The sequence below is a fragment of the Marinobacter nanhaiticus D15-8W genome (assembly GCF_036511935.1).
Taxonomy (GTDB): Bacteria; Pseudomonadota; Gammaproteobacteria; order Pseudomonadales; family Oleiphilaceae; genus Marinobacter_A; species Marinobacter_A nanhaiticus.
Genome location: NZ_AP028878.1, coordinates 5,147,392 through 5,160,659, shown reverse-complemented (window position 1 = coordinate 5,160,659; position 13,268 = coordinate 5,147,392). Strand labels below are relative to the sequence as shown.

10 protein-coding genes are annotated in these 13,268 nt (G+C 61.6%); all 10 read left to right on the top strand.

Going from position 1 to position 13,268, the window contains the following annotated elements; genetic code table 11:
• Positions 1-3: 3 nt before the first annotated feature.
• From tssF to tssA, 10 genes are read left to right on the top strand one after another with little or no spacing between them, the layout of a single operon-like run.
• Entirely contained in the window at positions 4-1,782 is a 1,779-nt protein-coding gene (gene tssF, locus RE428_RS23205) for a type VI secretion system baseplate subunit TssF (protein ID WP_004579774.1), read from the top strand.
• On the top strand, positions 1,746-2,762 hold the full coding sequence (gene tssG / locus RE428_RS23200; protein WP_004579775.1) for a type VI secretion system baseplate subunit TssG: 1,017 nt from the start codon (positions 1,746-1,748) through the stop codon (positions 2,760-2,762). The genes tssF and tssG overlap by 37 nt, the downstream gene beginning before the upstream one ends.
• Positions 2,763-2,765: 3 nt before the next feature.
• Entirely contained in the window at positions 2,766-4,094 is a 1,329-nt protein-coding gene (gene tagH, locus RE428_RS23195; protein WP_004579776.1) for a type VI secretion system-associated FHA domain protein TagH, read from the top strand.
• The gene (gene tssJ, locus RE428_RS23190) at positions 4,091-4,621 is read left to right on the top strand and encodes a type VI secretion system lipoprotein TssJ (RefSeq protein WP_004579777.1); all 531 of its coding nucleotides are present in this window, start codon (positions 4,091-4,093) and stop codon (positions 4,619-4,621) included. The genes tagH and tssJ overlap by 4 nt, the downstream gene beginning before the upstream one ends.
• 3 nt (positions 4,622-4,624) lie before the next feature.
• Complete coding sequence (gene tssK, locus RE428_RS23185; protein WP_004579778.1) at positions 4,625-5,959, top strand: type VI secretion system baseplate subunit TssK; 1,335 nt, start codon at positions 4,625-4,627, stop codon at positions 5,957-5,959.
• Positions 5,960-5,962: 3 nt separating this feature from the next.
• On the top strand, positions 5,963-6,757 hold the full coding sequence (gene icmH / locus RE428_RS23180) for a type IVB secretion system protein IcmH/DotU (RefSeq protein ID WP_004579779.1): 795 nt from the start codon (positions 5,963-5,965) through the stop codon (positions 6,755-6,757).
• Between the two features lie 36 nt (positions 6,758-6,793).
• Positions 6,794-9,439, top strand: a complete 2,646-nt coding sequence (gene tssH / locus RE428_RS23175) for a type VI secretion system ATPase TssH (RefSeq protein WP_004579780.1) — start codon at positions 6,794-6,796, stop codon at positions 9,437-9,439.
• Positions 9,440-9,492: 53 nt separating this feature from the next.
• The gene (locus tag RE428_RS23170) at positions 9,493-11,070 is read left to right on the top strand and encodes a sigma-54 interaction domain-containing protein (protein ID WP_004579781.1); all 1,578 of its coding nucleotides are present in this window, start codon (positions 9,493-9,495) and stop codon (positions 11,068-11,070) included.
• Positions 11,067-11,720 (top strand): type VI secretion system-associated protein VasI, encoded by a 654-nt coding sequence (gene vasI / locus RE428_RS23165; protein ID WP_004579782.1) that lies wholly within the window; start codon positions 11,067-11,069, stop codon positions 11,718-11,720. Before RE428_RS23170 ends, vasI begins: the two co-directional genes overlap by 4 nt.
• A gap of 50 nt (positions 11,721-11,770) precedes the next feature.
• Positions 11,771-13,204, top strand: a complete 1,434-nt coding sequence (gene tssA, locus RE428_RS23160) for a type VI secretion system protein TssA (RefSeq protein WP_004579783.1) — start codon at positions 11,771-11,773, stop codon at positions 13,202-13,204.
• Positions 13,205-13,268 lie beyond the last annotated feature (64 nt).

The following is a 13,268-nucleotide window of genomic DNA, read 5'->3' as shown; positions in this document are numbered from 1 at the left end:
GTCGTGAAGTTAAACAGATTCTATCGAGACGAGCTGAATTTCCTGCGCCTGCAGGGGCGAGAGTTTGCCGAGGCCCACCCTCAGCTGACCCGCTTCCTGTCGGAACAGAGCACCGATCCGGACGTGGAGCGCCTGTTGGAAGGCTTCGCGTTCCTGACCGGCAAGCTGCGGGAAAAAGTCGAGGATGAATTCCCCGAGCTCACCCATTCGCTGCTGAATATGCTCTGGCCGAACTACCTGCGGCCGGTGCCAAGCGCGACCATCATGCGTTTCGATCCGCAGTTGCACGCGATCAGCGAGCGTCAGGTCATTCCGCGTCACACGGAAGTGCGCAGCGGTATGGTGGGTGACCGTCGCGGCCAGACCCAGTGCCGGTTCCGCACCTGTCGTGATATCGCCATGTATCCCATGACCCTGGCGGATGCCCATGCGGAGCATTCCCGGGAGGTTTCGGTGGTCGAGTTGACCCTGGCGCTGCACACGGACCAACCGTTGTCCGAGCTGGGCATGGACAGCCTGCGATTCCATCTGGGCGGTGATACCTTTACCGCACAGACCCTGTATCTCTGGCTGAACCATTGCCTGGCGGGCATCGAGCTTGAAGTGGGCGGAAGCGTCCAGCACCTGCCCAAGGATGCCTTGCATCAGGTCGGATTTGCGGCAGAGGATGCGCTTTTGCCGTATCCGAAGAATGCCTATTCCGGCTACCGCATCCTGCAGGAATATTTGAGCTTCCCGGAAGCGTTCCACTTCGTCGACCTGATGGGCCTGGATCGCCATTTGCCCAACGCCCAGGCCGACGAGATCACCCTGCGCTTCCGCTTCAACCGGACACTACCGCCGGATGCCAAGGTGCGCGACGAAAGCTTCCAGCTCTACTGTGCGCCGGCCATCAACCTCTTTACCCATGAGGCGGAGCCGATCGACCTCAATGGGCGCCAGACCGAATACCGTATGCAGCCCTCCAGCCGCCATGCGTCACACTACGAGATTTTCAGTGTGGACCAGGTGGAAGGTTGGCTGGATAACCCGCGCGGCCGCGAGCGCGGCGAGCCACGGATTTACAGCGCGTTCGAGAGTTTTCAGCACCAGATCGAGCGCGATCGCAACCGTACGGCGTTGTACTACCGGGTGCGGGTACGCGAGAGTGTAAGGGGTGATGGCTTCGATCACTTCATCTCCTTTGTGCGGGGCGACGAAAGTGCCTGTCTCAATCAGCACGAGGCGATCTCGCTGACCCTGACCTGCACCAATCGGCAACTGCCCAATCAGCTGGCGGTTGGCGATATCTGCCATGCCACCCAGAGTACACCGGCGTTTGCGTCTTTCCGCAACATCACGCGACCGACGCCCACGCTACGCCCAACATTGGATGGCAGCCTGCTCTGGACCCTGGTGTCTAACCTGTCGCTGAACTACCTGTCGTTGCTGGACGTGGATGCGTTGCGCTCGGTGCTGCGAGTCTATGACTTCCGCGCGCTGGTGGACCGCCAGGCAGAGCGGGTATCCCAGCAACGGCTGGCGGGCATCCAGGCGATCCAGACCAAGCCGGTGGATCGCATGTATCGTGGGCTGCCGGTGCGTGGCATCCAGTCCACGCTGACGCTGGATCAGCAGGCGTTCGCCTCTGAGGGCGACCTCTACCTGTTCGGCACCGTACTCAGCCAGTTCTTTGCACTTTACGCGAGCATCAATGCTTTTCACCTCTTGGACGTGGTGAATTCCGATAACCAGGAACGGTACACATGGACGTTACAGACCGGGCAACAGCCCCTGATGTAGCCGGCCTGCAGCCCGTTCTTGGGAATGCACGCCGCTACAGCTTCTTCCAACTGGTGGACCTGATCCACCGCCTGCACGGGGACGACCTCGAGCGGGCGACAGACGATGCGCCGCACTATGAGCGTATTCGCTTCTCGTCTACGGCCAGTCTCGGTTTTCCGGGCAGCGACGTGCTGTCAGCCGGCTTGCCGGAACACGAGTATGCGCCGTACCAGATGGAAGTGAGCTTCCTGGGTCTCCACGGCTCCCAGTCGCCGCTACCGGGCTACTACCTGGAAGACCTGGCCTGGGAATATGGTCAGGACGCCGGCATTCGCCGCTACTTCCTGGACTTCTTCAACCATCGGCTGGTGACCCTGTTCCATCGGGTCTGGCGCAAGTACCGCTATTACGTGCGCTTCCAGCCGGGGGCCAGCGATGCGTTCTCCGAGCACATCTTCTCGCTGGTCGGCCTGGGCGATAGAGATCTGCGCGGCGACACCCCGATCAACTGGTCGAAGATGCTGGCCTACGCAGGCCTGATGGCCGGACGCAGCCGATCGCCGGAAGTGGTCAGTGGCATCGTCGCGCATTGCTTCGATCTGCCGGATGTAGAAATCGAACCGTGGGTCCTCCGCAAAGTGGATATTCCTGCTGATCAGCAGACCCGTCTGGGCAAGGCCAACGGTCGATTGGGGCAGGAGACATTGCTCGGCTCGCGCATCCGTGACCGGAGCGGCAAGTTCATCCTGCGCCTGAAGAACCTGACCCGCGAGCGCTTTATGGACTTCCTGCCCAACGGTCAAGAGCACCAGAGCCTGGTCAAGCTGGTGGAGTTCACCATGCGCGAGCAACTGGCCTATGACCTGGAACTGGTTATACGCCCGGAAGATGTCGAGCCCATGCAGCTGGGTAAGGATGTTCGCCTGGGCTGGACCACCTTTGTAAACCCGACCCCGGGCGAGCCGCAGCAGGCCGTCCGCATTCAGATCCGGCGGTGACCCATGGACGCAACCCAGACAAAACTCAGGCTGACCATCAGTAACCCCCGGGAAGTCGGTGGCGGCGCGGATATCGCCTGCGAATTCGGCGTAAAGGGCGGTTCGATCGGTTCGGCGACCAGCGATACCTGGCGCCTTTCGCCCCATCGCACCGGCGTGGTATCCGGTCATGCCGAAATCCGCTGGATTGATGGACAGTTCTGCCTGATCGACCGCTCCGGCCGCACCTACATCAACAGCGCCAGCCTGCCGGTCGGCCGCGGACGCCGCGCGCGGCTGGTGGCCGGCGACAAGTTGCGCCTGGGCAAGTACGAAGTACAGGCGGATCTGGTCAAGGGGGCTGCGACGGCGATGGCTTCGATAGAAGGCGAAGCGGACGACCCTTCGTTGGTGAATACGCCGGAAGGATCGCTGTACCAGTACGACGGCGACCAGCCGCGTCAGTCCGATCCGCTGGACCACCTGGACCCCGCGCCCAGCGAACGGGAACAGCGTGACCCAATGGAAGGCTTCACTTACCAGGATCGTGAAACGGTCGCCGAAGAGAAGCGTCCGGAACTGTTGAACGACGACCCGGCCTGGCGCGGCAGCGTGCCGGAGACCAGCGACCCCTACATGGACGAGCGGGAACGGGCCCTACGCCTGCCCGTGATCAACGGAGGACAGCGGAACATGGATGAGGTCCGCACAGAGCATTCCCATCAGACTCACCATCGTCACGAAGACAGTGAACAAAGCCGCAAACACATCAGTGGTGCGCCCTTGCTGCGCGGTATGGACACCGACCTGCGCTTCAATGACAGCGACGACATGCGCCTGTTCCTTGAAGAAGCCGGCCAGACCCTGAATGCCACTATCCAGGGCCTGTTGGACTTACACCAGCACGAAGACAGTCGTCACCGTGCCCTGCGCACCCGTCTGCAGCCGATCGAGGACAATCCGCTGCGCCTGGGCCAGGACTACGAGAGCACGATGCAGACCCTGTTCGCCAGCGAACGTAGCCCGGTGCACCTGTCCGCGCCGGCCGCAGTCACCGAGAGCCTGGCGGGGCTGCGCGATCATCAGCAGGCGACACAGGCCGCTATCGGCGAGGCGCTCAACGCCATCCTGCACGCCTTCTCACCGGAAAACTTGCTGCGCCGGTTCCACGGATACCGTCGAGGTCTGCAAACCAACGAAAGCGAGCCGGCCTGGGCCTGGGAAATGTACAAGCACTATTACGAGGAACTCAGATCCAGCCGTCAGCGCGGGTTTGAGCGTCTGTTCGAGGAGGTCTTCGAGCAGGCCTACGATCATCATCTGAGACAGCTACAGAGGGAGTCGACGCTGTGAAAATGAGCAAATGGATTTTGCTGAGTGTTGTTATCGGCCTGGCCGGCTGCAGCACGCCCTATAAAGCCGTCACCAAGACCGCGAAGGTACTGTGGGATCCCGATATCCCGGTCGGTGAGCCGGAAGATCTGCCCAGCCGCGTGGACCTGACCATGCTGGCCGAGCCTGACGTGAACCCGAACGAGGCGATGCAGCCGACCCCGATCAATTTCCAGATCATTGAAATGGAAGACAGCTCCATGATCATGGCGGCGGATTTTGACCAGCTGCTGACCGATCTTGAGGATTCCCTGGGTAATAACTATATCGACCATTCCGATTACACGATGCTGCCCGGGCAGTTCAAGTTTATCGAGCCCTTCGAGATCGATTCGGACACGCGCTACATTGGGGTGATTGCCTTTTATGCCTACCCGAACCAGTCCCAGTGGAAGAAGGTGGTTAAGGTCGACCCCATCGGTGGGGACTATCATATCCTGGTCAACCTGCGTGACCGTGACGTGATCATGCAGAAGGCGGAAGACTGAGTTATGTCGGCACACAATCGCGTAGTGTGGAGTGACGGGCTGTTTATCAAGCCTCAGCACTTCCAACAGCAGCAACGTTACCTCGAGCATCAGATCAATGAGCGGGCGCTGGCGGTATCGGATTACCTCTATGGCTTCAGCGAACTTCAGCTCAACGATGAATACCTGAGCTTCGGCCGTATCGGCCTGGTGCGGGCCAATGGCCTGTTCCCCGATGGCACCCGGTTCAACCTGCCCGGCGAAGACGCCATGCCCGAGCCGCTGGAAATCACCGATGCCTCGGTAGCCAACCAGGTGGTTTACCTGGCCCTGCCGCTTGGCACCGACAGCCTGGCGGAGGTGGAATGGCCCGAGTCTGGTGTTTCCGCTCGCTTCAAGGCCCAGTCGTCAGAAGTCCGCGACCTGCATTCCATCGATGGCGACGCCCATGCCATCGACATTGCCAAGGTGAACCCGCGCCTGATGCTGGAGCGGGAAGATCGCAGCGCCTACGCTGCCCTGGCGATCGGCCGTATCCTCGAGAAACGCCCGGATGGCAGCCTGGTCATGGATCCGAGCTTCATGCCTACCATGCTGAGCGTCCGCGCCGCACCCAAGCTTCAGCGCTTCGTCGGCGAAATGGCGGGGTTGATGCGCGAACGGGCGAAGAATATCGCCGAGCGTGTCGGTTCGCCGAATCAGGGCGGCGTCGCCGACGTATCCGACTTCATGCTGCTGCAGATGCTCAATCGCGCCCATCCGCGTTTCATGCACCTGGCCCGCCTGCGCCAACTGCATCCGGAGCGTCTGTATGAAGCGCTGCTGGAACTTTGTGGCGAACTGGTGACGTTTACCGACGAGAACAGGTTGCCCCAGGAGCATGCGGCCTACGACCACGACCTGCCGGAAGACTCCTTCAGTCCGTTGATGCAGGTGCTGCGTCAGTCCCTGAGCACCGTGCTCGAACCGCGGGCCATGGCGATCCAGCTGCAGCAGCGCCAGTACGGTCTTACTGTGGCGCCGATCCAGGATACCCAACTGGTCGGCCAGGCGGAATTTATCCTGGCGGTGCGCGCGGATATGCCCACGGACGATCTGCGTAAGCAGTTCGTGCAGCAGTGCAAGGTGGCTTCTGTCGAGAAAATCCGCGATCTGATCAGCCTGCAGCTGCCGGGCATCCCCCTTATGCCGCTACCGGTCGCGCCGCGTCAGTTGCCGTATCACGCCGGCTTCACGTACTTCCAGCTCGATGCGCGCAGCCAGGCGTGGCAGATGTTGGAGAATGGCAGCGGCTTCGCATTCCACGTGGCTGGGGACTTCCCCGGTATCGAAATGCAGTTCTGGGCGATCAGGAGCTAGATCATGGACGATGCAAGCGTCATGGATGCGCCACAACAGGATACCTTCGGCAAGCTGCTATTCGACGAGCCGGCCGAGATGACGACCACCGCCGACGAAACCTTCCGTCTGCGGGGTTATGAGCACAACCGACTGGTAGACGCCGCCACTCCGCTGCTGGGGCTGGTGATTCGGGTGCGCCGGCTGGCGGACTTCAACCGGGTGCCGGAGCTCTACCAGCAAGTCGTCGATGAAGTCACCGACATCGACCGGGAACTCATCGAGCAGGGTTATGAGCGCCCCACGGTCGTGGCCTACCGCTACGTGCTCTGCGCGTTTATCGACGAGGCGGTGCTGGGTACGGATTGGGGTGCGCACAGTGTCTGGTCGCAACAGTCGTTGCTGTCGCGGTTCCATAACGAGACCTGGGGCGGCGAGAAAGTGTTCGCCATTCTTTCCCGCATGGAGCAGGAGCCCGATCGCTACCGGGACATGCTCGAGTTTATCTACCTGACCCTGTGTCTGGGCTTCGAAGGCCGCTACAAGGTGATGGAAAACGGCCGCGACGAGTACGAGCGCATCATCGCCGGCCTCTACCGCCAGATTGCCGACCTGCGGGATGGTGAGCCGCCGGAGCAGTTGGGCAACGCCCTAGAACATGTCACTCCGGCTCGCAATCGTTTCCGTAATGGGCTGCCACTGTGGGGCATCTTCGGATTGTTCGTGGGCGCGATGGCCACGGTCTATACCCTCTACAGCATTGCATTGGACGAGCGCATCAAGGACGTGCTCGGCGTGTTGGCGCAACTGCCGAAATAGGCGCCGCCGCTCAAATCAAAGGATAAGGAGATCACCATGCTTCGGGTTGAATTACCGGCGCTCATCGGACGCCTCAACGACATCTGCCGCGAGGGGCTGGAAGCCTCGGCGGCGCTGTGTATCGCACGCCAGGGCGCGGAAATCACGCCTGCACACCTGCTGTTCAAGCTGTTGGAAACGCCGTATTCCGACATTCGGCTCATGTTGGATCAGGCGGGAATCGACCACCTGAGCTTGCAGCCGATCGTTGGGCAAAGTCTGGAAGGTGGCCCGCAAACGGCGGAAGCCTACCCCTCTTTCTCGCCGTTGCTGATCGAACTGATCCAGGATGCCTGGCTGCTGGCGTCAACCGAGCTCGAGCATCAGCAACTGCGTTCCGGCGCCATCTTCCTGGCCCTGCTCATCAATGCCGACCGTTACCTGATGCCCCAAGTCAGCCGCGCGCTGGCGGGCCTGAACCGGGAGCACCTGAAGCGCCAGTTCGCCACAGTGACCCGCGGTTCCATCGAATGGCCGGTCGAAGCCAGTGAGCCGGGGCAGGGCGCCAAGGTCGCCGCTGCCGACGAATCGATGCTCAGCCGCTATGCCAGCGATTTTACCCAGCGGGCGCGGGACGAGGAGCTGGATCCGGTGCTGTGCCGTGACGTCGAGATCGACCAGATGATCGATATCCTCTGCCGTCGCCGCAAGAACAACCCGATTGTCGTCGGCGACGCGGGCGTGGGTAAAAGCGCGGTAGTCGAAGGCCTGGCCTTGCGAATCGTGGCCGGCGACGTACCGGATCGCCTGAAAGATGTCGCCCTATGGGCGCTGGATTTGGGCGCAATGCAGGCCGGTGCTTCGGTGAAAGGTGAGTTCGAGAAGCGTTTGAAAGGCGTGATCGAGGCGGTGAAGGATTCACCGACGCCGATCATCCTGTTCATCGACGAAGCTCACACCCTGATCGGTGCTGGCAATAGCGAAGGCGGTTCCGACGCCGCCAACCTGCTCAAGCCGGCCCTGGCGCGGGGAGAACTTTGCACCATCGCCGCCACCACCTGGCGCGAGTACAAGAAATACTTCGAGAAAGATCCGGCCCTGAGCCGTCGCTTCCAGCCGGTTGCGCTGGGTGAGCCGACCACCGAACAGGCGGTGCATATCCTGCGTGGCCTGCGCACGGTCTACGAAAAGGCGCACCAGGTACTGATCGATGACTCTGCGCTAAAATCAGCCGCCGAACTCTCCGCCCGCTACCTGGCCGGTCGCCAACTACCAGACAAGGCTATCGATGTGCTGGATACGGCCGCTGCGCGGGTCAGTCTCAACCTGAGCACGCCGCCGCGTCGCCTGAGCCATGTGCGTAGCGAGTTACATCAACTGCAGATGGAGCAGGACCTGCTCAACCGTCAGGCCCACCTGGGACAGTCCGCTGATCCGGAGCGTCGCGACTTGGTTCGCGATACGGTCGAATCCCTCCACTCCGAAGCCGAACAGTTGCAGGAGCGTTGGGAAGCCCAGCGTCAGCTCGTGTCTCAGCTCGTGGATGTACGTAAGCAATTACTAACGCCTGAGACCCCTGTTGAAGAGGGCGTGGAAGATACAGTCGAGCCCGTAGATTACGATGCCCTGCGGGACCAGGCCGCTGCACTGCAACAGGAACTGGACCAACTGCAAACTGACGAGCCACTGGTTCACGCCTTGGTCGATACCCGCCAGGTAGCGGAAGTCATCGCTGACTGGACCGGTATCCCCGTCAATCGCATGACAGCTGACGAACTGCAGAAAATCACCCACCTGCCAGAGCACCTGGAAGCTTATATCAAGGGCCAGGACCCGGCGATCAAGGCGCTGCACCAGCATCTGCTGACGGCACGTGCCGATCTGCGTCGTCCGGGACGGCCCATGGGTGCCTTCCTGCTGGTGGGTCCAAGCGGCGTGGGCAAGACCGAAACCGTGGTCCAATTGGCCGATCTGCTCTACGGCGGCCGCCAGTTCCTGACCACCATCAACATGTCCGAGTACCAGGAGAAGCACACGGTTTCTCGCCTGATCGGTTCACCGCCGGGCTATGTGGGCTTTGGCGAGGGAGGCATCCTTACCGAGGCCATTCGCCAGAAGCCCTATTCTGTCGTGCTGCTGGACGAAGTCGAAAAGGCGCATCCAGAGGTGCTCAACCTGTTCTACCAGGCGTTCGACAAGGGCGAACTGGCTGACGGCGAAGGCCGCTTGATCAACTGCCAGAACGTGGTCTTCTTCCTGACCTCCAACCTCGGCTACGAAACCATCGTGCAGCACGCCGAGCGTGAAGAGGGCGTGGATACCGAAGCCTTGGATAACGCGCTCTATCCAGTCCTGGCGGACTTCTTCAAGCCTGCCCTGCTCGCGCGTATGGAAGTGGTCCCTTACCTGCCGCTAGGCGAAGACACTCTCAACCGGATCGTCGGTGACAAGCTGGCGCGCCTGGCTGACCAGATTCGCGAGCGCTACCGCACCGACGTCGTGCTGGATGATGGCCTGGTGGAAGCAATCCGCAGCCGTGCCACCCGCAGCGAGAACGGAGCGCGCATGCTCGAATCGATCATCGAGGGTGAATTGCTACCGCCGGTGTCGCTGGCGTTGCTGGAAAAACTGGCGGCCCGGGAGGCCGTCACTGAAGTACGCCTGGGATTGGACGAAGGGCGTTTCACTGGAACGGTCAGCTAAAGACAGCCCGCTAAGGACTGTTAGCTAAGGACCGTCAGTCAAGGAAAATGGTTATGGGACGGATGCAGATGGAACTGCACACCGGAATTGAACTTGCAGTGGACCTGATTCGCCAGCCGGATCGGACAGCCCTATTGGCAAGCGCGACAGCCCACATGGAGCGGTTGTTCGGCATCACCCGTGGTTGGCTGCTGGAACTGGATGCCAGCGGTCGGGCGTTGATCTGCCCGCGGCTCGATGCAGCACTGCGTTTCGAGTGCGACGACTTCTCGCATCCGTTTTCCCATGTCTTGCGCGAGGCCCAGCCCCGCGCTTTGTCGTCCGCAAGCTGCGCGAGGCTGGACCATGCTGGCCTGACGGCGCTATTCGAAGCCAGCCGAGGTGCGGACTCCATCTGGATTCAGCCGCTGATGCAGGACGACAAACGCACCCTCGGCATCCTGGTGTTGTGTGGTCAGGATCCGGTCTGGGACGCGGTGATTGGTCAGCCGCTGTTCGAGGGCATGCTGGCAGTGCTGGTTCACCAGTGGGCCGCGCATCTGGAACGCGACGACCGGGTCTGGCAGCAGCGCCTGCTCAGCCGTTCTCTCAACTCGATGAAAGATACTGAAAGCGAACGCCAGAAGAATGCGTTGCTGGCCGAATCCCTGGTCGGTCCGTCCACGGCAATGGAGGATCTTCGTGGCCAGATCATCCGCGCCGCAGGCAGCCAGCTGTCTGTACTGGTGCAGGGCGAAACCGGGTGCGGCAAAGATCTCGTCGCCCGGGGCATTCATGAGTTTTCTGACCGCAAGGACGGCCCGTTCGTGGTGGTGAACTGTGCGGCCATCCCCGACAGCCTGCTCGAGAACGAGCTTTTTGGCCACACGAAAGGTGCTTTTTCCGGCGCCGATGCCGCTAAAGAGGGGCTGCTGGCCCAGGCCGATGGCGGCACGCTGTTCCTGGACGAAATCGGCGATATGCCGATGGCACTGCAGTCCAAGCTGCTGCGGGTGCTCGAAACCCGCCAGTTCCGCCCCTTGGGCGCACGGGAGGAAATGCACTCGAACTTTCGCCTGGTCGCGGCGACGCACCAGCCGCTACAGATCCGTATCCAGGACGGCGAGTTCCGGCGCGACCTGTTCTATCGATTGAGCCAGTTCCCCATTCGGGTCTTGCCCCTGCGGGATCGTCCGGAGGACTTGGAGCTTTTATGCCGGCATTTCATCCATGGCTTCCGTGAACGGGAAGGCAACGGCCCGCTCGGGATCAGCAGCCATGCGCTGGAATACCTCAAGCAATACGGCTTTCCGGGCAATGTGCGCGAACTGCGTAACGTCATCGAGTTTGCCTGCCTGCAAACGCCGGAGCACGAGGACATCCAGGTCGAAGATCTGCGACTCGACATGATGGCGACACAGGAAACAGCCGTGGCCGAACCCGAAGCAGGGTACATCCCTCAGCCCGGTGTACCTGCCATGCATGAGATCGACGACTTGCGTGCGGCATCCCAAGCATTCGAGGCCGCCATCATCAGTGCCCGCTTGCGCCAGTTCCGCGGCAATCGCGCCCAGGCCGCCGAGAGTCTGGGGCTGCCCAAGCGCACGCTGGCCCATAAGTGCCAGAAGTTCAATGTATCGGAGGCAGGATGAAGTCGATCAAGCAATACACGCTTTGGGCCGCGCTGATGGTCGGTTGTTCTGGCGTGGCCAGTGGGACCCCGGCGGACGACGCCTTCATGGCAGCCCAGGAGTGTACCCAGGAAACCGCGCGCCTGGAGCGCCTGGCCTGCTTCGACGCGGTCTTTGAAACGCCGGTGCATGCCGAGGCGGAAGCCCAGGCGGTGATGCCGGGCCGCCAGCCCAACGAATGGCTGGCCGCTTATGCCCAGGAAACCCGGCGTACGCCGGAAGATGGCGCACTACGTGGCCAGGGCGATGCCGGCGAGATGGTCACGCTTCCGGCCCTGGGAGCCGTGCCGCCGCGACCGCTGTTGACGGTGCGTTGCGACAACAACATCACCCATTTCGCGTTGATGCTCCCGAAGCCTACCTCCGCAGAACGGGTACGTATGACGCTCACTTCCGGCGCCACGCGCCAAGCCCAGATGTGGCGCGTGCGGGACGACGGTTTCGTGGTCAGTGGCGGCCGCGGGCTGCCCGCCATCGACACCATCAAGACGTTGATCAACGCATCGAGTCTCGCGCTGGCGGCGGGTGAATCGGCGGTCGACGGCCTGGTGTTTGACCTGGCAGGTTTGCGGGAAGCGCTGGGGCCTCTGCGTAAGCAGTGTGGCTGGTAAATCGGTAGTGATGGATAACGCAGGAAAAGCGTTCAGCAGGACGTCAGGACATGATGCAAGCGGTTGAAGAACATCCATACGTAGAGCAGGTCATCGCGCCCCTGGCGGGCGATGCAACTTGTGGTGAGGCCCTGGGGGAAGACGCGGCACTTGAGTTCCTCGAGAACGAGATTATGAAGATCGGCTCGCTCGCGCATACCGGTATCGACTGGGCCAAGGTCGAACGTGAATCCCTGCGGCTGCTGTCGGATCAGTCCAAGGATCTGAAAGTGCTGGGTTTCCTGTTGCTGGCCTTGCAGCGTGGGGGTAATGGCGAGCGCTTTGCCCTGTCCGTTCACCTGCTGTGCGAGGTCATGGAGAGCTGGTGGACAGAGGCATGGCCCTATCCCGGCGAGAAAGGTGCGCGTCCACGCCGGCTGATGTTTGGCCAGATGATGCAGCGTGCCGGGGCGGAAGTGGACAAGATCGCCTTCGATAGCGCGGTCGGTGATGGTCGAAGTTTCTGCCTGGCACGGCTGGATAAACTCGCTGAGTTGGCAGAGGCCCAGTCCATTCCGACGGACGGCGTGTTGGACCTCAAGCGCACTATCAAGAATATGCCGGAGGTCGGACAGGCCGCTGGCAACTCTGGATCAGCAAAGGCGGCGAGCAGCCCCAGCAACCAGCCGGCTCCCGCAGCTGAACCGGTGGCGTCGGCAACCACGTCATCATTGGGCAGCCTGACGCTCGATCCGAAGAATGAGCGAGGCACTCGCCAGAGCCTGCTGAAAGTCGCTGACCTTCTGACCGAGTTGTCACCGACATCGCCCCTGGGCTACCAGTTACGCCGCTACGCGATCTGGCAGGCTATCACCACGGCGCCGCCCGCCCGCGACGGCGTCCGTAGCGACCTGGCGGCAGTCAGCGCCGACCGCGTCTCCGAGTATCTGGACAGCCTGGCGCGTGGCGGTGATATGGCACTTTGGGGCCGCATCGAACAGAGCCTGGCTGTAAGTCCGTTTTGGCTCGAAGGTCACTACCTTAGCGCTCAGGCTGCCGAGGCGGTGGGGCAACCGAAATGCGCGGAAGCCATTCGTGTGGCGCTCAAGGAATTTATCGAACGTCTGCCGGCTCTGGCGGAGATGACGTTCTCCGACGGCACGCCTTTCCTGCCCAAGGCGGTTGGTGAGTGGATACTTACCAGTGGCGTGTCGGGAAGCAATGGCAGCGGATCGGATTGGGAAGCCGCTTATGAATCCGCGCAGGACGTGCTCAAACAGAAAGGCCTGGCTCCTGCCATGCAATTGCTGGAAGACGGTCTGGCGGACGCTCGTGAGCCCCGATCGCAATTCTACTGGCGGCTGATGAGTGCCGACCTGCTGCGTGACAGCGGCATGAAGACCCTGGCCCGCCAGCAGGTCGCGGATCTACGGGCACAAACCCAGGATATGAAACTGGAAGATTGGGAGCCCTCTTTGATGGCTCATCTGGAACGCCTGGGCTGATTTGTCCGGCACCAAAAATAGCATTAACAGGGTGGGGCAATGCGCTCCGTCACAGGGAAAGCAG

What these genes read in the sequence shown, in the direction of transcription:
- tssG (WP_004579775.1), top strand. Translation starts at nt 1,746, where the DNA reads ATGGACGTTACAGACCGGGCAACAGCCCCTGATGTAGCCGGCCTGCAG.
- tagH (WP_004579776.1), top strand. Translation starts at nt 2,766, where the DNA reads ATGGACGCAACCCAGACAAAACTCAGGCTGACCATCAGTAACCCCCGG.
- tssK (WP_004579778.1), top strand. Translation starts at nt 4,625, where the DNA reads ATGTCGGCACACAATCGCGTAGTGTGGAGTGACGGGCTGTTTATCAAG.
- icmH (WP_004579779.1), top strand. Translation starts at nt 5,963, where the DNA reads ATGGACGATGCAAGCGTCATGGATGCGCCACAACAGGATACCTTCGGC.
- tssH (WP_004579780.1), top strand. Translation starts at nt 6,794, where the DNA reads ATGCTTCGGGTTGAATTACCGGCGCTCATCGGACGCCTCAACGACATC.
- RE428_RS23170 (WP_004579781.1), top strand. Translation starts at nt 9,493, where the DNA reads ATGGGACGGATGCAGATGGAACTGCACACCGGAATTGAACTTGCAGTG.
- vasI (WP_004579782.1), top strand. Translation starts at nt 11,067, where the DNA reads ATGAAGTCGATCAAGCAATACACGCTTTGGGCCGCGCTGATGGTCGGT.
- tssA (WP_004579783.1), top strand. Translation starts at nt 11,771, where the DNA reads ATGATGCAAGCGGTTGAAGAACATCCATACGTAGAGCAGGTCATCGCG.